The sequence below is a fragment of the Microbacterium sp. H37-C3 genome, assembly GCF_027157935.1.
GTDB lineage: Bacteria > Actinomycetota > Actinomycetes > Actinomycetales > Microbacteriaceae > Microbacterium > Microbacterium plantarum.
In genome coordinates this window covers 852,696-874,676 of the sequence record NZ_JAPVLR010000001.1, presented here as the reverse complement: position 1 = coordinate 874,676, position 21,981 = coordinate 852,696, and the positions used below count along the sequence as shown (strand labels likewise).

The following is a 21,981-nucleotide window of genomic DNA, read 5'->3' as shown; positions in this document are numbered from 1 at the left end:
GCTCGGGAGCGTGTCCCGAGCGGCCCGCCCGAACTCAGCCGAGCCGTCGCCGACGCAGCAGCGCGACGCCGGCCGCCATCAGCGCCGCGCCCGCGCCGCCCAGCATCCACAGTGGTAGCGGGTCCATGCCCGAGCGAGCGAGGACGCCGCGCGCCGCGCCCGCGGGGGCCGCGCCCGCCGAGCCCGACTCGTCGGGCTGTTCACCGGCTCGTGCCGTCACCGTGGCCGTGATGGTCGCGGTCACCTCGGTGCCACGCGCATCCGCCACCCGGTACCTCACCGGGGCCGCCGTTCCCTCGAACCCGGCATCCGCGATGAACGACACGACGTCCCCGCTCAGCTCGTATCGACCCTGTCCATCGGTGACGACGGAGGTGGTCGGCACGCCCGCCGCGTCGAGGAGGGCGAGCGACGCCGCATCGAGCGGGATGTCGGCATCGCCGGCGACGTCGTTGGCGAGCGGGTGCACAGCGATGCTGCCACCGGCGGGCCCCGACGCCACATCATCGACGGCGCGCGGAGAGACGGCGACGAAACCGTCGCCGAGGTCCGCCACGAAGGACGAGACCCAGGCGAGGGCCGAGTTCCAGTTGACGGTGATCTCGTTGACCGACCAGGCCCCGATGTTGTCGACGTAGCACGCCTGCGGCGCGCAGCCCTGCAGCCAGGCTCCTGCCACCGGGTCCTGGATCGACGAGTTGGGTCCGCCGGCGACCGTGCCCACCGGAGGGTTCGGGAGCGCCGGGTCGAGGGCGTTGGCTCACCAGCGGCTGTGCTGATTGCGCGCGTCATTCGCGCCGTACCCGGTGATGTACGACTGACCGAGCACGTTGCGCCCGAGCAGGTAGTCGAAGCCCTCGACGACCGCGTCGGCGTACCGCGGGCGCTGGGTCAGGTCGAACGCGGTCCCCAGGACGACCTGATTGTTCAGCACCGACGAGTTCGAGCCCCAGTCGTACAGTCCTTCTTCCGGTGCGTACGGCTGGCCGAACGGCTGCGCCCGCTGATCGGCGATCAGACGCTCGGCGGCATCGATCACCGACGTTCGGATGCGGTCGATGTCGGGAAGGTCCGTTGCGAAGCGAGCGAGTTGCATGCGTCCGAGGGCCGCCACCTCGCCCCAGTAGAACCCGCCGGGCTCGAACACATCGGCCTGATGCAGGGGGTTCCCTTCCACCTCTGCGCGATCGCGGTCGCTCCCGGTGGTGATGTACAGCTCTGCCGCCGCCCAGTAGAACTCGTCGGCCACCTCGTCATCGGCGTAGGTGCCGCCACCCGTGCCGTCCTCTTCCGGCGCGAGCAGGTCGGGGTGTGCGAGGGCGGCGTCGTACGCACGCTCGGCCGATCCGAGCAGCCGCTGCGAGAACGACGCGTCGAACGGCGCGAACAAGCGGGATGCCTGCGCCGCAGTGGCCGCCAGGTTCAGCGTCGCCGCGGTCGACGGCCGGTGCAGCAGCCGTTCCTGCGGGTCGTCATGCGGCAAGAGGGGGAGTCCGGTCCACGCGCGGTCGTGCACCTTGTGCCAAGCCATTCCGGCGAGCGGGTCACCGGAGGGCACCTGCATCCGCAGCAGGAACTCCATCTGCCATCGCGCTTCGTCGAGGATGTCCGGGATGCCGTTGCCCCGCTCGGGCACGGCAAGGGTCGAATCTCTCAGCGCGTCCGCCGTGCCGGCTGCAACGGCCCGTTCGTAGGCGGACATCACCTGGGCCACGGCGATCCCGCCGTTCACGACGTACTTGCCGTGGTCGCCGGCGTCGTACCAGCCGCCCCGCACATCATGCCGATCGGTGCAGGTCCACCCGTCCGACCACGGCTGCGGCTCGAGACATCCCACGTTCTCGTCGCCCTGGTTGGGTGAGGCGCCGGTGTGACCGGCGGGACGGGCGTACTCCGCGCCCGCGATGTCGCCGTCGATCTCGATGCCGGAGCGGTTCGTGTAGAAGAAGCGCATCGAGTCGGCACGCAGCGATTGGAAGACATCGGCGGAGATCGTGAAGGGATGGCTGATGTCCGTGCCGACCCGGAGCCGCACATCAACGGCTTCCTCGGTGACGTCGCTGAAGTCGATCGTGTGAACGGAAGCCCCTGCGGAGGCGTCGAAGCCTGCCGGCTGAGACTCGCCCGTGGCGAGGGCAGTACCGTCCGGCGCTTCGAGGGTCCACGGCAGCGGTGTGCTGGCATCAGACACAACGGTCGCGCGCTTGGGGCCCCGGGGCAGATACCCGACCTGGTTGACCTTGACGGCCGGTCCGGGGTCGGCGGTGTAGGAGTAGGCGGTTCCCTGGAGGGAGATCTCGTCGAAACAGACCACCGTGTCGGCTGCGACCGCGCCGAGGCGGAACTGCACCTGCCCGAGGTGATAGTCGCCGGCCGGCGACGTGGTGAACGGCAGGTCGTACGACTGGGCTTCGGTGCCGAGTTCGACAGATCGCTCGATCCAGTCCTCAGGCGATGCTCCGGTGTACGTGCCGACCTTGGCCGAGACGGTCGCGGCAGTCGAGGCGGATGCCGTGAAGCTCAGACGAAAGCCCGTCTCGCCCGGCAGGAAGATGTCGTTGTGGCCGAGGAGCACGTCCCACAGGTTCGGCGTCTGCTCGGTCACCGTCGCACACATCCGCTGGGCGGGGTTCGACAGCGCCACGGGGCCGCTCGTCCACCACGGGTTCGTGCTCTCGTCCAGTGTCGGGTTCGGGAGCAGCTCGTCGTCGCCGATCGGGGTGACCGGGGGAGTCGCGGCGTCGCGGGCGACGAGGCTCACGTCATCGACGCAGAATCGCGTGGCGCCGTTCGCGCCGAGGCGGAACTGCAGCTCGTACACGGTGCCCTGGCCCAGGTCGCGTGCCGTGAACTCCGCGCTGATCTGCTGCCAGGTGTCGGCGAGTGGCGTGCTCTCGGCGAGGTACGTCGTGTAGGCGGCATCCGGGACCTTCGGCGCCACCTGAGTGATGAGCGTGCCGGGCGCATCGGCGCGAACTCTCGCCGTCAGCGTGTAGGTGGCCCCATCGGCCAGCGCGAGGTCGCTCTGGCCGATGAGCACATCCCAGGGGTTCTCGGTGTCGGGCACCCCGGCGCAGAAGGCGCCGGTTGCGGTGTCGAAGCCGTCGACACCGACCGACCACCAGAGTTCGTGACCCGTCGAGAAGTCTCCGTTCCGGATCAGTTCTGCCGGGGCCGCTGCAGCGACCAGCGGGGCGGCGGCCATCGCGGCTCCCACGAGCATCCCCGTCGTGATCACGGCCGTGACGCGTCTCCTGCGACGCTGTCTCATCGCATCCATTCAAGCTCCTTCGCTCGTCTGAGAGCGCTCCCATGGAGCGCTCTCACGCACGCTAGCAGAACGGCCGCGGCCGTGATCTGCCGGTTCCGGCCGTGCCGCGCGCGCTCGTCATCGTCGCGGCGGCTAGCCTCGGCATGTGAATCGCCCGCCGTCCGCCGCCGTCGACCTGCGGATCGAGGGCGCGTGCGTCCGCGACATCCCGTCGCTCTACGCGGAGATGAACCGTGTCTTCATGCCCGACGAGGAGTGGACTCTCGGGGAGAGCCTGGACGCCCTCGACGATCTGCTCTACGGCGGGTTCGGCGTCCTCGCGCACGCTTCGTCCGCTCGCGTCGTGTGGGCGGATTCGGCGATCTCGCGACACGCGCTGGGCATCCCGCTCACCCGGGCCTACCTCGCCGCAAAGCTCGAGCGCCCCGACATCTACGCGGCACGGCCTGCGCGCGCGGCACTCGACGAACTGGACCGGGGCGCGGGGAAGACCTACTTCGACCTGGTGCTGGACGTGTTCGCGGGCCACCCCGAGGTCGAGCTCGTGCTCGCCTGAGATTCCTCTCGGGTTTTCTTAACGGGCGCATATTCTCACGCGGGACCATGAAGCCATGTCGCTCTCGTCGTCCCCGCTGTCCGATCCCGCGATCCGCGTGCTCGTCGTCGATGACGAGCCGAACCTTCGCCATCTGCTCGGGGCGGTGCTGTCACGGCAGGGCTGGCAGGTGGAGGTCGCCGCGACCGGCGCGAGCGCCATCGAGACGGCGCGACGGATGCGGCCGCATCTCATGGTCCTCGATGTCGTGCTCCCCGACATCGACGGTGTCGAGGTGCTGCGCACGCTCCGCAGCGAGCTGAGCGAGACCATGGTCCTCTTCCTCACCGCCAACGGCACGGTGGCCAATCGCATCACCGGTATCGCCGCCGGTGGCGATGACTACGTGGCCAAGCCGTTCAGCGTCGAAGAGGTGGTGGTGCGTCTGCGCGGGCTGCTGCGACGCAGCCCCATGCTCATGCAGGGTGCGCCGACCCCGATGCTCGAGGTCGGCGACCTGCGACTGAACGAAGACAACCACGAGGTCACGCGCGCGGGGGAGCAGATCCGGCTCACCGCGACGGAGTTCTCGCTGCTGCGTTTCCTGATGCTCAACGCCGATCGCGTCCTCAGCAAGGAGCAGATCCTCGATCGTGTCTGGGAGTATGACTTCGGACGGGAGTCGAACATCGTGGAGATCTACATCTCGTATCTGCGCAAGAAGATCGATCACGGGCGTGAGCCGATGATCCACACGCTGCGGCGGGTCGGCTATATCCTGCGTGCAGCTCCGACCGCTTCGGCTCCATCGTGACGTCGGCGCGGCCGGGAGGCCTGCGCACCCTGCGTGGCCGCTCCGTCGCAATGATGTCGGGGCTGCTTCTCGCGGCGGTGACCGTGTTCGGCATCGTCTCGGTCGCGATCCTCCGTCAGAATCTCGTCACCCAGGCTGAGTCGACGCTGTACCTGGCGAACGACACCGCCATCGGGCAGACTCTCTCGGCCGTGGATGCGACCGGAAGCGTTCCGACCTTCGACGACGTGTCACTGGCGGTTCCCTCCGACGGGTTCTTCTTCGTCGTCGAGGGCGACCGCGTCGCGGTCTCGGCCTTCTTCACCCGTGACTACACCTACCGCCCGATGACCGAGCGCGAGCTCACGCACGTTCGGGACGGGATGGCGGAGAGCGGGTACACCACGACGATCGACGTGGCCGACGACGGCGGGTACCTCGTGACGGCCTCCGAGGTCGCGGCGGCAGACGGGCAGGAGCTCACCGTCGTCAGCGGTGTGGGGCTCACCGAAACCGAAAGGGTCGTCGGGACCTACGCGCTCTGGCTCGCGGTCGTCGGAATCGCGATCGCGGCTTTCGCTGCGGTGTTCGGCTGGCGGTGGACCCGGCAGCAGCTCGACCCCCTCGAACGGGTCGCCGAGATCGCCGATGAAGTGACGGCCACGCCGCTCTCGTCCGGCGAGATCGCCCCGCAACGCCGGGTTCCCCGTGACGTGCGGCATCTGGGGTCGGAGACCGACCGCGTCGCGGACGCGCTCAACCGCCTGCTCGACCACGTCGAGCTCTCGCTCAACGCACGTCACCGCGCCGAGGAGTCGATGCGTCGCTTCATCGCCGAGGCGAGCCACGAGCTGCGCAACCCCCTCGCCTCGATCCGCGGCTACGCCGACTTCTACGCTCAGCCCGATGCCGGCGCCGACCCCCGCGAGACGCAGGGCGCGCTTCAGCGCATCGGGTCGGAGGCGTCGCGGATGAGCACGCTGATCGATGACCTGCTGTTGCTCGCGCGTCTCGACGCCGACCCGGTGGTCGCGCACGATGACGTCGAGCTGTCGATGATCGTCGCGGAGACCGCATCCGACGCGCGGTTCGCATATCCCGGGCACATCTGGCGCATCGCCTTGCCGGACGAGGATGTCTCCGTGGTCGGGGACGAGGGGGCGATCCGTCAGATGCTGCTGAACCTCGTCGCAAATGCGGGGCATCACACTCCGGACGGAACCAGTGTGACCGTCTCTCTCGAGACGACGGCGACCTCCGTCGAACTGGTCGTCCAGGACGACGGGCCGGGAATCGATCCCGAGGCACTGCCGACCATCTTCGATCGCTTCACCCAGGCAGGCAGCCGGACGCAGACGCGCGAGCGGACGACGGTCGGACTCGGTCTCGCGATCGTGCAGGCGCTGGCGACAGCCTCGGGCTACGACGTGTCGGTCGCCAGCTCCAGTACGGGTACGCGGTTCGGGATCCGCATCCCATCGAACGCCGCCTGACCGGCGGATGCCACCCGCGCGCTTAATCCGCGCACAGGGCAGAGACCTACCGTCGACCGGGTGCGCGGCACGTGCCGCACGCGCCCGTGTCGTCGTCCGGCCCATCGCCGAGGAGAGCCTGTCGTGTCCCTGCCGTCCACTCCGATCGTTCGATCCGCCGAGCCCGTCCGCCGTTCCGTCGGCACCCGGTGGCGCTACTTCGGCCGCCCGCCCCGGCTCATGGGCATCGACGTCGCCCGGGGCCTCGCGATCTTCGGCATGATCGGCGCGCACGTCGGGATCTCGTGGATGGTCGCGGGGCCCGACGGGCCCGACCTCGCCGCGATCGTCCAGGGGCGGTCGTCCATCCTCTTCGCCGTTGTCGCGGGCATTTCCGTCGCGCTTGCGACCGGACGTGAGCAGCTCCCCCGGGGAGAGGCACTGCGGTCCGCACGTCTGCGTATGGCCGGCCGTGCCCTCGTCGTTCTCGCCCTCGGGCTGGCGCTGGAGATGCTCGGGAGCGGGATCGCCGTCATTCTGCCCATCTACGGCATCCTCTTCCTGATCCTCATCCCGTTCCTGGGACTCCGTCGCCGTACCCTCGCGCTCACCGCGGCCGCGATCGCCGTCGCGGGGCCGACCGTCGTAGCGCTTCTGCGTGCGGTGACGATCTCGGGCGCCGGCATCCCGCAGGGCATCGGCGGCACCGCGGTCGACTTCCTCATCAGCGGCTCGTATCCGCTGACCGTGTGGCTGCCCCTGGTTCTCGCCGGGATGGCGCTCGGGCGGATGCGACTCGACCGGCCGCGGACGGCGGCGGTGCTGTTCGGGTCCGGAGTCGGGCTCGCCGCCTTCGGCTACGGCCTGGGCGACGCGTTCAACGGAACGGTCCGCGGCTGGCTCTCGGGGTGGGGGAGCGTCTCGTCGTCGGCATCCGCGCTGTCATCATCGGGAGCGTTCTCGCTGGTGCCGGGATCGTCCTCGTCAATGGGTCCCGACGGGCGCGGATATCTGGAGCGCTTGAGCGAGGTCGATCTGCGAGCCGCGTTGTCTCAGGCGTGGGGCGTGGCGCCGCACTCGGGAGGGACGTGGGAGATCATCGGGTCCGGCGGCTTCGCGCTCGCCGTCGTCGGCGCCTGTCTGCTCCTCGCGCGTCCGCTCCGCGCGCTGCTCGTGCCTGTCGCGGCAGTCGGCTCGATGCCGCTGACGGCCTACACGGCCCACGTCGTCTCGTTCGCGGTCCTGATCTCCCCGCTCGGGCTCGCCCCCGATCTCTCGTCGTGGGATGGCGATCCCGCCGTCAGCGGATGGTTCTGGATCGGATGCGTCGTGGTGCTTCTCGTCGGATGCACGATGTGGGCGCTCAGCCGTGGCCGGGGACCACTCGAGTCCGTGACCGCGAACGTCGCGCGCCGCGTCGATCTGCCCGCGGGAAGCGACGCCCGCTAGGCACGCGGAAGGGGCCGGCCCTTTCGGACCGGCCCCTTCACTGCGTCGAACGCTCAGAGAGCGCGGATGTTCGTCGCCTGCAGGCCCTTCTGGCCCTGCTCCACGTCGAACTCAACCTTCTGGTTCTCGAACAGGTTGCGGTGTCCAGTGCCGGCGATGGCGCTGAAGTGCGCGAACACGTCCGCGGTGCCGTCGTCCGGAGCGATGAAGCCGAACCCCTTCTCCGAGTTGAACCATTTGACGGTGCCAGTGGCCATGTCGTCATTTTCCTTCTGTGTTCTGGGACCACCGCTGTGATGATCCGGATACCGCTGCGGCGGGGCCGCCGCGGAGTGTGTGGGGGCGAGCAGACACTCGCCGGTGTGGGCGACCTGTCCAGATAGGTGCGGTCGCGGGGCCGAGAGCACGGCCCGGGTGCATGAGATCGACGGCGGAATGAAACGAAGTGCACGTCGGAGTGAACCGACGGAGAGGCGCGCCGTGACGCACCGACTCTCGAATGCTACGCGATTTCGGACGCTTGTGGGGCGACGCGTCGTGCAACGTCACCGAAAGACGCAATACGACTCATCGATCGTGCGCCTCGGGAGCGTTCCCGAAGCGCGCATCGAAAGCCGTCAAGATGCGAGCGCACTCCGCGACATCCTCCGGGGTGCCAGCCAGCTCGAACTCGAACACCACCGGACGTCCCGACACCCGAGCGAGCTCGCGTGCCGCCGCCTGGTAGTGGTCGCCGAAGTTGCGGTTGCCGGAGCCGATGATCCCGACGAGGCGCCGGCGGTTCGCGGGGGAGCGCAGGAAGGCGCGAACCGCCGCCGGCAGGGTCGCGTGAGCGTCGTTCCCCGCCTTGTACGAAGGCGTCAGCAGGATCCAGGGTCCCGGTGCCTCGCTCGAACGAATGGTCCGCTCGGAGAGGTCGCGCACAGGACGGCCGTCGGTGGCGTGGAGGTTGCTCACGAAGCGCCGGATGAGGTTCGAGGTCGAAGAGAAGAAGTACACCGGGAGTTGCGCCACGGGATCAGTCTGCTCCGCGGTGTCCGTGACGGACCGGTGTCGGATCGGGAAAAGTCGCGGTTCTGATTTGTTCCGGCCCGCGTCGCCACTGTGGTCAGACCACATGACGCAGACTGTGATCACGGGGTCGAGGTTCCTCCATCCCGGATTCGGACACAGACGCGGCGACCGTCCGCGCCGGGAAGGCTCACGATGTCCATCGCCGTCGACGCCCTCGTCACCCGGGCACAGCGTGCCCTCGACGAGTACGCGCACTTCACCCAGGAACAGATCGACCACATCGTCCGCAAGGCATCGGTCGCGGCGCTGCACCATCACGGCGAGCTGGCCGTCATGGCCGTCGAAGAGACCGGCCGCGGCCTGTTCGAAGACAAGGCCGTGAAGAACATGTTTGCGTGCGAGCACGTGACGCACTCGATCATCGACCAGAAGACCGTCGGCGTCATCGCGCACGACGAGCTGACGGGGATCACCGAGATCGCAGACCCCGTCGGGGTGATCTGTGCGTTGACCCCGGTCACCAACCCGACCTCGACCGCCATCTTCAAGTCGCTCATCGCGCTCAAGACCCGCAACCCGATCATCTTCGGATTCCACCCGTCCGCACAGCGCTGCTCGTCGGAAGCTGCCCGCATCGTGCGCGAGGCCGCGGTGGCGGCCGGCGCGCCCGCAGACTGCATCCAGTGGATCGAAGAGCCGTCGATGGAGGCATCCGGCGAGCTGATGAACCACCCGGGCGTCGCCCTCATCCTCGCCACCGGCGGCAACGCCATGGTCCGCGCCGCCTACTCGTGCGGCAAGCCCGCCCTCGGCGTCGGCGCCGGCAACGTGCCCGCTTTCATCGAACGCACCGCCGACGTCGGTCGCGCCGTCAACGACATCGTGCTGTCGAAGTCGTTCGACATGGGCATGGTCTGCGCGAGCGAGCAGGCGGTCATCCTCGACGAGCCCGTCGCCGAGGAGGCGCTGGACGAGTTCGCCCGGCTGCACGCCTACCGGGTGACGACGGGGGAGAAGGCGATGCTCGAGGCGTTCATCTTCGGGGTGACAGCCGACAGCGTGAACTGCGCCGACGCGAAGCTCAACGCGCGCGTCGTCGGCCAGTCGCCGGTGTGGATCGCCGAGCAGGCGGGCTTCACCGTGCCTGCCGACACCTCGATCCTCCTCGCCGAGGTCTCGGGCGTCGGCCCGCACGAGCCGCTCACGCGCGAGAAGCTCGCCCCGGTCCTCGCCGTTCTCCGTGCCTCGACTCCGGATGAGGGCATCGAGCTCTCGCGGCAGATGGTGGCGTTCGACGGGCTCGGTCACTCCGGCGCCATCCACTCCAACGATGCGGACGTGATCGCCCGCTTCGCGGAGGTCGTCAAGGCGGTCCGCATCATCGAGAACTCGCCGTCGGCCCTCGGCGGCATCGGCGACATCTACAACGCCTTCCTGCCCTCGCTGACCCTCGGCTGCGGCTCGTACGGTCACAACTCCGTCTCCAACAACGTCTCGGCGGTGAACCTCGTGAACGTCAAGCGCGTCGGACGGCGCAACAACAACCTGCAGTGGTTCAAGATCCCGGCGAAGACGTACTTCGAGCCGCACGCGATCCGCTACCTCGCCGATATGCGGGGCGTCGAACGCGTCAGCATCATCACCGACGAGACCATGACCTCGCTCGGCTACGTCGACCGCATCACCGATGTCCTGAACCGTCGCGAGAACCGGGTCCAGGTGCAGCTGCTGAATCAGGTGCGCCCGGAGCCGAAAGTGTCGGAGGTCGTGGCCGGGGCGGAACAGCTCCGCCAGTTCCAGCCCGACACGATCATCGCGCTCGGCGGCGGATCGCCCATGGACGCAGCGAAGGTCATGTGGCTGCTGTACGAGAACCCCGAGATCGAGTTCTCCGACATGCGCGAGAAGTTCTTCGATGTCCGCAAGCGTGCGTTCACGTTCCCCGAGATGGGCAAGAAAGCCAAGCTCGTCTGCGTTCCCACCACGTCGGGGACGGGCTCGGAGATGACTCCTTTCGCCGTCATCACCGACGACGCCACCGGGATGAAGTACCCCCTGGCCGACTACGCGCTCACGCCGTCCGTCGCCATCATCGATCCCGAGCTGACACGGGTGCTCCCCGGGTTCCTCGTGGCGGATGCCGGCTTCGACGCGCTGACGCACGCGACCGAGGCGTACGTGTCGGTGTACGCCAACGACTACACCGACGGGCTCTGCCTGCACGCGATCAAGCTCATCTTCGAGAACATCGAGCGCAGCACGAAGGCTCAGCCGGGCTCGACTGACAGCGCCGACCGCAAGGCTCGCGAGAAGATGCACAACGCGGCATCCATCGCGGGGATGGCTTTCGGCAACGCCTTCCTCGGGATCGTGCACGCGATGGCTCACGTCACCGGCGCGACGTACAAGCTCGTGCACGGGCGGACCAACGCGGTCTACCTGCCGCACGTGATCCGGTACAACGGCACGGTGCCGACGAAGCTCACGAGCTGGCCCAAGTACGAGCGGTACATCGCTCCCGAGCGCTTCCAGCAGATCGCGCAGCACCTCGGGCTTCCGGCCGCGACGCCGGAGGAAGGTGTCGAGAGCTACGCCCGCGCGGTGGAGGAGCTGCGCGACCGCGTCGGCATCGAGCGCTCGTTCCAGGCGCAGGGCGTCGACGAAGCCCGCTTCCTCGACAACCTGCACAGTCTCGCGATGGCTGCGTACGAGGATCAATGCGCACCGGCGAACCCGCGGATGCCGATGATCGACGACATGAAGACGCTCATGGAGGCCGCGTACTACGGCACGTCGTTCGGCGCGGTGCGCACCACCCGCGCCGCGGCCGTCGCGGCTGCGGATGCCGCCCTCCCGGCTGCGCCGGTCGACGCGGAGACCTCGGACGCCCCCACGAAGAAGAACGGCGGGAAGACGAAGGCGACGCACGGCGCCTGACGACGATCCGCGGAGCGCAGGGCCGGACCGAGGTGTCCGGCCCTGCGCCTACGCTGTAGCCATGCAGCAGCGCAGCCTCGCTTCGACCTCCCGTTCCGTCTCGGCCATCGGCCTCGGCACCTGGCAGCTCGGCGCCGACTGGGGCGAGGTCGACGACGACCAGGCTCTGGCCGTCCTCGCGGCCTCCGCCGATGCCGGTGTCACGCTCTTCGACACCGCCGACGTCTACGGCGATGGCCGCAGTGAGACGACCATCGGCCGATTCCTCGCCGGCCGTGCGGGGCACGGCATCACCGTCGCGACCAAGATGGGGCGCCGCGAAGCGCAGGTTCCCGAGAACTACACGCGCGAGAACTTCCGCGCCTGGACCGACCGATCGCGGCGCAACCTGGGTGCCGAGACGCTCGACCTCGTGCAGCTGCATTGCCCGCCGTCGGCGGTCATCGAGTCGGACGCGACCTACGACGCCCTCGACGAACTGGTCGCAGACGGAGCGATCGCGGCCTACGGCGTCTCGGTCGAGACCACGGCGCAGGCGCTCGCGGCGATCGCGCGGCCGAACGTCACGAACATCCAGATCATCCTCAATCCCTTCCGGTTGAAGCCGCTCGACGAGGTGCTTCCCGCGGCCCAGGCCGCCGACGTCGCGATCTTCGCGCGCGTCCCCCTGGCGTCGGGTCTGCTGAGCGGCCGCTACACCGAGCAGACCGAGTTCGCGGCCGACGATCACCGTTCGTACAACCGGCACGGCGAGGCCTTCGACCGCGGCGAGACGTTCTCGGGGGTGGACTTCGAGACCGGCCTGACGGCTGCGCGCCGGCTCGCGGCCGCTCTTCCCGGAGGCATCACCCTGCCGGCGGCGACGCTGGCGTGGATCGCCTCGCGTCCGGGCGTCACGAGCGTCATTCCGGGAGCCCGGACGACAGAGCAGGCGCGCGCCAACGCGGCCGCGGCGGATCTGCTCGACGATGGCACCGATCTGACGGCGTTCGCCGATGCCGTCGTCGACGTCTACGACGAGCTCCTGCGAGCAGATATCCACCCGCACTGGTGACCCGCGGCGTGCTCTTGCGTCATCGCCGTGTGCGACCGAGCATGGGCGTATGACTCGGCGACCGCATCCCGCAGCCCTCGTGGCCGTCGTCGCGGTCGGAGTCCTGGCCGTCTCGGGGTACTGGGCGCTTGCCCCGCTTCGCGACCTCGCGGCCGCCACAGCCGAGCCGCTGGCCGCCGCCGCCCTCAGTGACGCTCCGACATCCACGCCCGTGGCGCAGGCGACGGATGCTGGGCCGGCACCCTACGCCCGCAACGACACCCTCTACGACATCACCGCTCTCCCGTTGATCGACGTGCGCTCGGTCAACCCCGCGGTGCCCGTCGACGACGATCCGATGGGACCGGTGACCTCATCGCTCGCGCGGCCGCTGGCTGCGGGCGCGCCCGTGTTCGCCGACCCCACCGGGCAACCGGTCGGGCACCTTCCTCGCGACCACCACTACGGCGGCACGACCGTGCCCGTCGTCGACGCCCAGGCCGACTGGGTCAAGGTGCTCCTGCCGGGCCGGCAGGGGGTGCCGCCCGAGGGCAACGGCGGGCAGACCGTCGGGTGGCTGCGCGTCGCCGACGTGGAGCTGACCATGACCCCGCAGTACGTCGAGGTCCATCTCGCGGCGAACACGATCGACATCGTCAGCGCCGCCGGACGCGAACGCGTGTCGAACCAGTTCGCGTGGGGGAAGCCGTCGACACCGACACCGACCGGACGGACCTTCGTCATGTGGACGACGGTGGTGCCGGAGTTCCGGTACACCCAGGGGCATCCCATGGTCTACCTCGGGGTCCAATCGCCCGTGATGGCGGGCTTCGACGGGGGAGACGTCGCTGTGACGGCCTTCCACTACTACCGGGCGCGCGAGGGCGATACATCCTTCGGCTGCATCTACCTCGACGGGCCCGCGGTCGACCGGCTGGCTCAGCTGCCGGCCGGGACGCCGGTCCTGATTCAGCCCTAGCCGAGCACCTGTGGAGACCCCCGGCGCTCGGGTCGAGGTACGGCCTACGCTGATCGCGTGAGAATGGAGTTCGATGCGGAGGTCTTCCGTTGGGAGGCTCGCACCCAGGATTGGTACTTCGCGGCCGTCCCGGCAGAGCCCAGCGCCGACATCCGAGAGATCCCGCGGATGCCGCGGGGGTTCGGCGCGGTACGGGTCCGGGCGACGATCGGCGGATCGACGTGGCAGACCTCGATCTTCCCGGACGCGAGTCGCGGCGGTTACGTCCTGCCGCTGAAGCAGGCCATCCGTCGAGCTGAATCGATCGGATCGGACGGTGTCGTCCGGGTGAGTCTCGAGGTCCTCGTCGCGTGACGGCGGTCTCGATGGCGACGCTCGTGGTCGTGGCTGCCTGTGCCGTGCTGAGTGTCGCGCTGGCGGCGGTCGACATCGCGACGCACCGGCTTCCGAACCGCCTCGTCCTCGGATTGGCGGGCGCGGCGGTGAGCCTCGCGGTGCTCTTCGCCATCGAACAGGCCTCGATGCGACCGATCGTCGGAGCGGCGGGCGGCGGGATCGTGCTGTTCGTCGTCTACTACCTCCTGCACCGGGGCGGTCGGGCGCTGGGCGGGGGAGACGTCAAGCTCGCGGCGGCGATCGGGCTCCTCACGGGCACGCATGACTGGGTGGCGCCGCTCGTCGCGACCGCGCTCGCGTTCTTCTCCGGCGGTTTCGTCGCCGTCGTCGTCATCGCCGCCCGCCGCGGCGACCGGCATACCCGAATACCGTTCGGCCCCTTCATGCTGCTCGGCGCATGGGCAGTCGTCGGGGGCGTCTGGGTCGCGGGCTGATGCCTGTCAAGTGCGCGAGGGAGGAGGTGGACGTCGCGCTATCGTGGCCGCATGGCCGAGTCCACGTTCATCTCCCGCTCGATCGCGTGGGCCTTGCAGCGCAAGCCGGTACGCGCATTCCTGCTCTACAGCGAACATCGCGGACCGGTGCTCGCCGACAGCGTCACGTATCGCACCCTGTTCAGCGTGTTCGCCGGCGTGCTGTTGGGGTTCTCCGTCGCGGCGCTCTGGCTCGCCGGCGATCCGGTTGCGTGGCAGGCGCTCATCGACGCGGTGAACCGTGTCATCCCGGGACTCGTCGGAACGAACGGCCTCATCAAGCTCGACGACATCACCGCCCCCGCGGGACTCACGATCGCGGGAGTCATCGCCACCGTCGGTCTGCTCGGCGCGGCGATCGGTGCGATCGGATCGCTCCGTACCGCGATGCGCGCGATCGCGGACCAGCTCACCGACGACGTGCTGTTCGTCTGGGTGCTGCTGCGCAACCTCGCACTCGCGATCGGTATCGGCGGGGCCCTCGTGGCCGCTGCGGGAGTGACCTTCCTCGGGACGGCCGGGGTGGGACTGCTCGCCGACCTCCTCGGTTTCTCCGACGACAACCCGCTCGTGCAGTTCGGCGGCTGGGCCGTGTCGCTGGTGGTGGTGTTCGCCCTCGACGCCGTCGCTGTGGCCGTGCTCTTCCGGGTTCTGTCCGGGGTGCAGGTGCGAAAGCGTGCGCTCTGGAGCGGCGCACTCCTCGGTGCCGCAGGGCTGACGGTGCTGCAGCAGCTGTCCGGGCTGTTCGTCGGTGGCGCGACCTCGAACCCGTTGCTGGCGTCGTTCGCCTCGCTCATCGCGCTGCTGCTGTGGCTCAACCTGTCATCGCAGGTCATCCTCATCGCCACGGCGTACATCATCACGGGCGTGCGCGAAGAGGAAGACCGCGTTCGGGCTAGGTTCGGCGCCGCGACATTCCTGCAGCGGCGCGTGCAGCGTGCCGAGGATGCCGTCTCCGCCGCCGCCCGGGAGCTCGAGAAGGCCCGCGAGCTCGAGGCCGAGGAGCGCGCGAAAGCGAACGCCTGACCTACCGCGCGTAGCGCTCGACGAACGCACGCAGGATCGACCCCGTGTGGGTGACCGGGCTGCGCCGCACGGCGCTCAGGGTGAGGTCGAGCTCGTCGGGTGCGAAGTAGCCGTAGCCGGCGTAGGCGTGGATACGGGTGGTGATGCCCTCGAGGTCGAGCTCGGGGTGGAACTGCGTCGCGTAGACGTTCTCGCCGACCCGGAACATCTGTACCGGGCATCCGGCTGATGACGCCAGCAGCACGGCGCGCGGCGGGAGCTCTGAGATCGCTTCCTTGTGCCCGACGAAGGCCGAGAACGTCTGCGGCATCCCGGCCAGGATCGGGTCGCGCCTGCCGGCATCCATCAACTCGACGTCGACGACGCTGATGGGCTCGCCGAATCGGCGGTCGATCGTGGCGCCGAGGAAGGCGCCCACCGTACCGATGCCGTAGCAGGCCCCGAGGAACGGGGCGTCTTGCGTGACGACCCGCGCCAGAAGAGCCGAGAACTCGGCCTCGACCCGGCGCTGCACGGCAGACTTCTGCTCCCACGGATCGGATGCGTTGAACGGGCCGCCGCCCACGAAGATGCCCGACACGTCGTCGAGGTCGATGTCGGGCATCGGCCCGGCCTCGAGCCGCACGCGCCGGAGGGAAGCAGGCTCGAGGCCCGTATGGCGGAGGAAGAGCTCGTACTCCTCCTCTGCGGGTACGTCCTCAGCGCGGGTGGCGAGCAGCACGAACGGCTTCACGCCGAGGGGAGCTTTCGTAGTCGCCGAGCACGCATGGCGCAAGCGTATCGGCCGGTCCGGGCGGCGCGGGTATCGTCGGACCCAGGAGGTCAGAACATGGCTATTGCACGACTGCACGGTGGTCCCCTCGATGGGCAGACCCTTCCGCTGGACGACGACGCGTCAGACCGGCTCATCCTTCCCTACAGCGAGACCCAGGTGGTCTACGAGCGCGCCGGCGAGCCGGAGCACACCGGCGAGGGTGACGGGCCGACGTCGTCCGAGTTCCACTTCGTCGAGGCGGAGGGCGACATCGACCCCTCGACCGACGAGCGCGACGACCGCGTCACCAGTGACGACTGAGCCGCGCAGCTCGCTCGAGATCGAGCGCAAGTACGACGTCGAGGCCGGCACGGCGGTGCCCGACTGGTCGACTCTCCCCGGAGTCGCGTCCGTCGGTGAGCCCGAGCCCCGCGAACTCGACGCGCGTTACCTCGACACCGCCGACGGGCGACTCGCCGAGGCGCTGACCGCGCTGCGGCGACGTACAGGCGGTCCCGACGCGGGCTGGCACGTCAAGCGTTCGACGCCGGAAGGCAAGCTCGAGACGCACTGGCCCCTCGACGACGCGGATGAGTCGGCCCCGGTCGAGGTGCCCGAGGCGATCATCGCGGAGCTCGCCGAGGTGGCGCAGCCGCCGTTCGAGGTCATCGCCCGCATCCGGAACTCGCGCACCGCCTTCGCTCTGCTCGATGCCGCGGGCGGCATGGTCGCGGAGTTCGTCGACGATCGGGTCACGGCGACCGACGAGCGCTCGGGGCGCACGAGTTCGTGGCGGGAGTGGGAGCTCGAGCTGGGCCCTGCGGCCCCGAGCACTGCGGAGGGTGTCGCCGAGCTCTTCGCGGCGGCTGATGAGCTCGTGGCATCCGTCGGGGGAGCGCCGGCGGCATCCGAATCCAAGCTCGGACGCGCCCTCGGGCGCTGAGTATCCGCAGCTCGCTCAGACGAAAAGACGAACGCACCGCCGGCCGTAGCCGCGCGGTGCGTTCGTCTTGAAGACGCGAGCGTCAGAGGTTGATCATGTGGCCCGCGAGACCGTGGAAGGCCTCCTGCAGGCCCTCCGACAGCGTCGGGTGCGTGTGGACGTTGCGCGCGGCCTCGAGCGCGGTCAGGTCCCACTTCTGAGCAAGGGTCAACTCGGGCAGCAGCTCCGACACGTCGGGGCCGATCAGGTGTCCGCCCAGGAGCTCCAGGTGCTCAGCGTCGGCGATCAGCTTGACGAAGCCGACGGGCTCGCCCAGGCCGTTCGCCTTGCCGTTCGCCGAGAAGGGGAACTTGGCGACCTTGACGTCGTGACCGGCGTCGCGCGCCTGCTGCTCGGTCAGACCGAACGATGCGACCTGCGGCGAGCAGAACGTCGCACGCGGCATGTTGCGGTAATCGCCGAGAGTCTGCGTCTCGGCTCCGCCGATCGTCTCGGCCGCGACGACGCCCTGCGCCTCGGCGACGTGTGCGAGCTGCAGCTTGGCAGTGACGTCACCGATCGCGTAGATGCCCTCGACATTGGTCCGCATGTGGTCGTCGATGTCGATCGCGCCGCGCTCGGTGAGCTTCACACCGGTGTTCTCCAGACCGAAGCCCTCGACGCGGGGCGCGAAGCCGATCGACATGAGGACCTTGTCGGCCTCGATCTGCCCCTTCGCGCCGTCGGCGTTGGCCGAGTACGAGACGGTGACCTTATCGCCGGAGTCGACGATCTGCTCGACCTTGGTCGAGGTGAGGATGTCGATGCCGTACTTCTTGTACTGCTTCTGGATCTCCTTCGAGACCTCGACGTCCTCGTTGGGGAGGGCGCGGTCGAGGAACTCGATGATCGTGACCTTGACGCCGTAGTTCGACATCACGAAGGCGAACTCCATGCCGATCGCGCCGGCACCGACGATGACGATCGAGTTCGGCAGGTCGCGAGTGAGGATCTGCTCCTCGTAGGTCACGACGTTGTCGCTGAGCTGAACGCCGGGGAGCAGGCGCACCGTCGAGCCGGTGGCGATGATGACGTTGTCGAACGTGACGGTCTCCTGCGAGCCATCGGTCTTGGTCACCTGGATCGACTTGGCGTCGAGGAACGAACCGCGACCCTCGTACTCGGTGACCTTGTTCTTCTTCATCAGGAAGTGGATGCCCTTGACGTGCGTCTCGGCCACCTTGCGGCTGCGGTCGAACGCGGTACCGAAGTCGAAGTTCACATCTCCGCTGATGCCGAAGAGATCGGCCTTGTGCTTGAAGGTGTGGGCGAGGTCGGCGTTCTTCAGCAGCGCCTTGGAAGGGATGCAGCCGACGTTGAGGCAGACGCCTCCCCAGTACTTCTCTTCGATGATCGCGACGGACTGTCCGAGCTGCGCAGCGCGGACAGCTGCGACATACCCGCCGGGGCCCGCGCCGAGGATGACGACGTTGTAGTGAGGCATGCTCCCAGCCTAGTCCTCGGTGCGTCGCCGAGACGCCGCGACGAGGGCGATGACGAGCGCGATCACGCCGGCGACGACGACGATCGACACGACGATCCAGAACACGGCGGGAAGACCTTCCTCCGTGGTGGTCTCGGCTTCTCCGTCGACGGAGGATGTCGGCGCGGCCGCGGGGTCGCCGGCGGTGAACGAGAACTCGCCTGAGACCGGGTGGCCGTCGCTCGAGACCACACGCCACCGCACGGTGATCGGGCCCTGGCTGTCGCCGCTGAGCGCCTGGGTAGCGGTGGTCCCATCGAGCGCCGGCGCGCCCTCGGCGAGCTCGGTTCCGGCTGCGTCGGTCACCGAGATCGCGTTGACCCCGTCCTCGTTGATCAGGACGCCACTGAAGGTGAGGGTCAGCTCGTCGGGCAGTGCGGTCACCGTCGAATCGGCGGCCGGATCCGAAGCGAGCAGCTCGTCGTGTGCGAGGGCCGGGGACGCTGGTGCGGCGACGGCGAGACCGAGTGCGAGGCCGAGGGCGGCGAGGAGGCGCGTGCGAAGAGCGGGGGTGCGTTGAGACATCGCCCCGAGCCTAATCCGCGAGGCATATGAAGGTCGTGAGAGCCCTCGGGAATCGCGTTCGCGACTCGTCGTCGATCCGTTAGGCTGGCCCGGAAGAGGAGGACACTGTGGACGAAAAGGATCGAGACGTCGACGACATCCGACGCGGCCCCGACCGCGCGCCGCACAGCGGGTCCTCGGACACGACGCAGACGTTCGGGCACGACCTGGACCTGTCATTCGTGCCGTTCGGGGCTGACCTCACCGCTGTCGAGCGCGATGCCATCCAGGCTCTGCCGGAGCGGGCAGCCCTGCTTCTGGTGCGTTCGGGCCCGACGGCGGGAGCCCGGTATCTGCTCGACACCGACGTGACGACCGTCGGTCGCCACCCCGAGGCCGACATCTTCTTCGACGACGTCACGGTCTCGCGCCGGCACGCGGAGATCACTCGCACCGGCTCGGCATTCGAGATCGTCGACCAGCGCTCGCTGAACGGCACGTACGTGAACGGTGAGCGCGTCGACCGAGCTGTGCTCTCGGACGGCGCCGAACTGCGCGTCGGCAAGTTCCGCCTGAACTTCTTCGTCTCACCGCTCGATCGCGGACCGGCGACCGGCGCGTGAGCGCGGCCCCCGCCGCCCGCAGTCGGTCCACGACGGCGGGTCATCTGAGCATCGGTCAGGTGCTCGCCCGGCTCAGCCCGGAGTTTCCGGCTCTGAGCTCGAGCAAGCTCCGTTACCTCGAGGACCAGGGGATCGTCACACCGACGCGCACCGGGTCGGGATACCGGAAGTTCTCGCCCGCGGACGTGGAGCGCCTGCGCACGGCGTTGACGCTCCAGCGCGACCACTACATGCCCCTGGCACGCATCCGTGAGTACCTCGACACACCGGGCGCCGAGGGGCTTCCGCCTGCGCTGCCGGCGTCGATCGTCCAGCATCGGCGCTATCGGCGCGACGAGCTGATCGATCAGGCCGAGGCCACCGCGGCGCTGCTCGGCGACGCGGTGTCAGCGGGCCTGCTGCCCGCCGCCGACACCTACGACGAACGCGCGCTGGTGCTGCTGCGTACCCTCGTCGCCCTCGATCGTCACGGCATCGGTCCTCGCCATCTCCGCACGGTGCGCCAGGCGGCCGAGCGTGACGTCGCGCTCGTCGAGACGGCGCTCGCGCCGTTACTCCGCCGAACCGACTCCTCGTCTCGTGGACGCGCACACGAGCTCGCTCCCGAACTGGTGCGCCGGCTCGACGACGTCCGTTCGGCGTTCGTCCAGGCGGCTATCGACCGACTCGTCAGATGAGCCGCGCGCGACACGCCGCGGGCTCGGAACGGATGTCGTTGCCGCGGCGGCATCCCTCATCTAGCGTGGAAGTAACCCCGACCGTCCGGCAGGAGGACCAGATGACCGCGCATGATTCGCTCGGCGAGATGCGGTTCACGACCGACCTGCTCTTCACCGACGGTCTCCCCGAGATGGATGACGAAGCCGGGTACCGGGGAGCGCAGGCCGCTCGCGCCGCCGGGATCACCTACCGTCAGCTCGACTACTGGGCTCGCACCGAACTCGTCGTCCCGACCGTTCGCGGTGCCAGTGGCTCCGGGTCGCAGCGGCTCTACGGCTTCCGCGACATCCTCGTCCTCAAGCTCGTGAAGCGACTGCTCGACACCGGCATCTCGCTGCAGCAGATCCGCGTCGCCGTGGATCAGCTCCGCGCCGCCGGCATTCGTGATCTCGCCGGGACCACCCTGATGAGCGACGGCGCTTCGGTCTACCTCTGCACGTCGAACGACGAGGTCATCGACCTCGTCAGCCGCGGTCAGGGCGTGTTCGGCATCGCGGTCGGGAAGGTCCTCCGCGAGGTCGAGTCGACGCTCGTGGAGTTCGACCCCCAGGCGCCGGACCCCGTCGACGAGCTCGCCGCGCGACGCTCGGCGCGCAGCGCCTGAGTCGCTCCCGATACACAGAACCCCGGCGCACCTGCGGTGCGGCCGGGGTTTCGTTCGTGTGGGGACGAGCTAATCAGCTCGGGGCGGCCGTGGGAGTCTCGCCCGCGACCGGGATGCGGCCGGTGCGCAGCACGCGGTCGAGCAGCGCGTCGAAGTCGGACGCGAGCTCCTGCGCGGAGTCTCCGGGCCAGATGTGGAGCGGCTTCGCGGCGCCCTGCGCCTGCTGGAGCGACGTGCGCTCGGGAAGCTGGGGCGAGAGCACCAGCGGACCGAACATGTCGCGGAGTTCCTTGATGCGGAACTGGTGTTCGATCGACTGCGGGCGCACGCGGTTGACCACGATCCCGAGGGGCTGCAAGCGAGGCGAAAGGCCGCGTCGGATCTCCTCGATGGCGCGGAGGGCGCGATCGGCGGCAGCGACGGAGAACAGGCCGGGCTCGGTCACGACGATCACGCGGTCGCTGGCCGCCCACGCCGTGCGGGTCAGGGCATTGAGTGAGGGAGCGCAGTCGATGAGCACGAGGTCGTAGTCGGCTTCGATGGTCGCGAGAGCCTCTTCGAGCTTCCAGACGTCGCGCACGCTCGGGTGCGGTCCGTCGAAGTTGATGGCGGACGGGCTGCCGATCAGAACGTCGATGGTGCCGGGATGCACCTTCGCCCAGCCGCTCGAGGTGATGGCCTGACGGACCACCTTCTCCTTCGGATTGGCGAGGACATCGGCGACGTTGAGACGGCCAGCGACCTGGATGTCCATCCCCGTCGACACGTCGGACTGCGGATCGAGGTCGACAACCAACGTCCGGACACCGCGGGCGAACGCGGCGGATGCGAGCCCCAGGGTGACCGTCGTCTTGCCGACCCCGCCCTTGAGCGAGCTGACGGAAAGTACGTGCACGAGGCTCTACGTTACCTTCCCCTAGGCTGTGAGGGTAT

The 21,981-nt window shown here is 69.0% G+C and carries 21 protein-coding genes and 1 pseudogene; 15 read left to right on the top strand and 7 right to left on the bottom strand.

Features of this window, described 5'->3' with window-relative positions; all coding sequences use genetic code 11:
- Nucleotides 1-34: 34 nt before the first annotated feature.
- A pseudogene (locus O1W71_RS04345) lies at nucleotides 35-3,205 on the bottom strand (glycoside hydrolase family 9 protein).
- Nucleotides 3,206-3,416: 211 nt separating this feature from the next.
- Between O1W71_RS04345 and O1W71_RS04340 the strand changes: the two are divergent.
- From O1W71_RS04340 to O1W71_RS04325, 4 genes are all read left to right on the top strand, one after another.
- On the top strand, nucleotides 3,417-3,827 hold the full coding sequence (locus O1W71_RS04340; RefSeq protein ID WP_269266631.1) for a ribonuclease inhibitor: 411 nt from the start codon (nucleotides 3,417-3,419) through the stop codon (nucleotides 3,825-3,827).
- A gap of 55 nt (nucleotides 3,828-3,882) precedes the next feature.
- The gene (locus O1W71_RS04335; protein WP_269266630.1) at nucleotides 3,883-4,620 is read left to right on the top strand and encodes a response regulator transcription factor; all 738 of its coding nucleotides are present in this window, start codon (nucleotides 3,883-3,885) and stop codon (nucleotides 4,618-4,620) included.
- On the top strand, nucleotides 4,617-6,092 hold the full coding sequence (locus O1W71_RS04330; protein ID WP_269266629.1) for a sensor histidine kinase: 1,476 nt from the start codon (nucleotides 4,617-4,619) through the stop codon (nucleotides 6,090-6,092). Before O1W71_RS04335 ends, O1W71_RS04330 begins: the two co-directional genes overlap by 4 nt.
- 123 nt (nucleotides 6,093-6,215) lie before the next feature.
- A complete protein-coding gene (locus tag O1W71_RS04325; protein ID WP_269266628.1) occupies nucleotides 6,216-7,520 on the top strand; it encodes a heparan-alpha-glucosaminide N-acetyltransferase domain-containing protein in 1,305 nt (434 codons plus the stop codon).
- A gap of 53 nt (nucleotides 7,521-7,573) precedes the next feature.
- On the opposite strand, the gene O1W71_RS04320 is transcribed toward O1W71_RS04325, so the two are convergent.
- Nucleotides 7,574-7,777, bottom strand: a complete 204-nt coding sequence (locus tag O1W71_RS04320) for a cold-shock protein (RefSeq protein ID WP_023951622.1) — start codon at nucleotides 7,775-7,777, stop codon at nucleotides 7,574-7,576.
- Nucleotides 7,778-8,087: 310 nt separating this feature from the next.
- Entirely contained in the window at nucleotides 8,088-8,534 is a 447-nt protein-coding gene (nrdI, locus tag O1W71_RS04315; protein ID WP_269266627.1) for a class Ib ribonucleoside-diphosphate reductase assembly flavoprotein NrdI, read from the bottom strand.
- Nucleotides 8,535-8,726: 192 nt separating this feature from the next.
- Here nrdI and adhE point away from each other — a divergent pair, with 192 nt between their 5' ends.
- The 6 genes from adhE to O1W71_RS04285 all read left to right on the top strand — a co-directional run bounded on the left by adhE (nucleotide 8,727) and on the right by O1W71_RS04285 (nucleotide 15,378).
- Nucleotides 8,727-11,471: a bifunctional acetaldehyde-CoA/alcohol dehydrogenase gene (gene adhE / locus O1W71_RS04310; protein ID WP_269266626.1), complete on the top strand. Its 2,745-nt coding sequence runs from the start codon at nucleotides 8,727-8,729 to the stop codon at nucleotides 11,469-11,471.
- A 61-nt stretch (nucleotides 11,472-11,532) separates the two neighbouring features.
- Nucleotides 11,533-12,525, top strand: a complete 993-nt coding sequence (locus O1W71_RS04305) for an aldo/keto reductase (protein ID WP_269266625.1) — start codon at nucleotides 11,533-11,535, stop codon at nucleotides 12,523-12,525.
- Between the two features lie 49 nt (nucleotides 12,526-12,574).
- The gene (locus O1W71_RS04300; RefSeq protein WP_269266624.1) at nucleotides 12,575-13,483 is read left to right on the top strand and encodes a L,D-transpeptidase; all 909 of its coding nucleotides are present in this window, start codon (nucleotides 12,575-12,577) and stop codon (nucleotides 13,481-13,483) included.
- Between the two features lie 63 nt (nucleotides 13,484-13,546).
- Nucleotides 13,547-13,837 (top strand): DUF1905 domain-containing protein, encoded by a 291-nt coding sequence (locus O1W71_RS04295; RefSeq protein ID WP_331282643.1) that lies wholly within the window; start codon nucleotides 13,547-13,549, stop codon nucleotides 13,835-13,837.
- A complete protein-coding gene (locus O1W71_RS04290; protein WP_269266622.1) occupies nucleotides 13,834-14,313 on the top strand; it encodes a prepilin peptidase in 480 nt (159 codons plus the stop codon). Before O1W71_RS04295 ends, O1W71_RS04290 begins: the two co-directional genes overlap by 4 nt.
- Before the next feature lie 51 nt (nucleotides 14,314-14,364).
- Nucleotides 14,365-15,378: a YihY/virulence factor BrkB family protein gene (locus tag O1W71_RS04285; RefSeq protein WP_269266621.1), complete on the top strand. Its 1,014-nt coding sequence runs from the start codon at nucleotides 14,365-14,367 to the stop codon at nucleotides 15,376-15,378.
- 1 nt (nucleotide 15,379) lies between these two features.
- Here the strand turns inward: O1W71_RS04285 and O1W71_RS04280 are convergent, their stop codons facing one another.
- On the bottom strand, nucleotides 15,380-16,111 hold the full coding sequence (locus tag O1W71_RS04280) for a glutamine amidotransferase (protein WP_269266620.1): 732 nt from the start codon (nucleotides 16,109-16,111) through the stop codon (nucleotides 15,380-15,382).
- A 96-nt stretch (nucleotides 16,112-16,207) separates the two neighbouring features.
- Between O1W71_RS04280 and O1W71_RS04275 the strand changes: the two genes are divergently transcribed.
- Together O1W71_RS04275 and O1W71_RS04270 are read left to right on the top strand one after the other, a co-directional pair.
- Complete coding sequence (locus O1W71_RS04275) at nucleotides 16,208-16,453, top strand: response regulator (protein ID WP_112613902.1); 246 nt, start codon at nucleotides 16,208-16,210, stop codon at nucleotides 16,451-16,453.
- Nucleotides 16,443-17,075, top strand: coding sequence for a CYTH domain-containing protein (locus O1W71_RS04270; protein ID WP_269266619.1), 633 nt, complete (start codon nucleotides 16,443-16,445; stop codon nucleotides 17,073-17,075). Before O1W71_RS04275 ends, O1W71_RS04270 begins: the two co-directional genes overlap by 11 nt.
- A gap of 82 nt (nucleotides 17,076-17,157) precedes the next feature.
- On the opposite strand, the gene lpdA is transcribed toward O1W71_RS04270, so the two are convergent.
- Entirely contained in the window at nucleotides 17,158-18,558 is a 1,401-nt protein-coding gene (lpdA, locus tag O1W71_RS04265) for a dihydrolipoyl dehydrogenase (RefSeq protein WP_114587916.1), read from the bottom strand.
- A 9-nt stretch (nucleotides 18,559-18,567) separates the two neighbouring features.
- Nucleotides 18,568-19,122, bottom strand: a complete 555-nt coding sequence (locus tag O1W71_RS04260; RefSeq protein ID WP_269266618.1) for a copper resistance CopC family protein — start codon at nucleotides 19,120-19,122, stop codon at nucleotides 18,568-18,570.
- A gap of 107 nt (nucleotides 19,123-19,229) precedes the next feature.
- On the opposite strand from O1W71_RS04260, the gene O1W71_RS04255 reads away from it, so the two are divergent.
- From O1W71_RS04255 to O1W71_RS04245, 3 genes are all read left to right on the top strand, one after another.
- On the top strand, nucleotides 19,230-19,724 hold the full coding sequence (locus O1W71_RS04255) for an FHA domain-containing protein (RefSeq protein ID WP_112613910.1): 495 nt from the start codon (nucleotides 19,230-19,232) through the stop codon (nucleotides 19,722-19,724).
- Complete coding sequence (gene ftsR, locus O1W71_RS04250) at nucleotides 19,721-20,401, top strand: transcriptional regulator FtsR (protein WP_181574115.1); 681 nt, start codon at nucleotides 19,721-19,723, stop codon at nucleotides 20,399-20,401. The genes O1W71_RS04255 and ftsR overlap by 4 nt, the downstream gene beginning before the upstream one ends.
- A 101-nt stretch (nucleotides 20,402-20,502) precedes the next feature.
- Nucleotides 20,503-21,048: a MerR family transcriptional regulator gene (locus O1W71_RS04245; RefSeq protein ID WP_023951592.1), complete on the top strand. Its 546-nt coding sequence runs from the start codon at nucleotides 20,503-20,505 to the stop codon at nucleotides 21,046-21,048.
- A gap of 73 nt (nucleotides 21,049-21,121) precedes the next feature.
- Here O1W71_RS04245 and O1W71_RS04240 read toward each other — a convergent pair whose 3' ends face one another.
- The gene (locus tag O1W71_RS04240; protein ID WP_269266617.1) at nucleotides 21,122-21,943 is read right to left on the bottom strand and encodes a ParA family protein; all 822 of its coding nucleotides are present in this window, start codon (nucleotides 21,941-21,943) and stop codon (nucleotides 21,122-21,124) included.
- Between the last annotated feature and the right edge of the window lie 38 nt (nucleotides 21,944-21,981).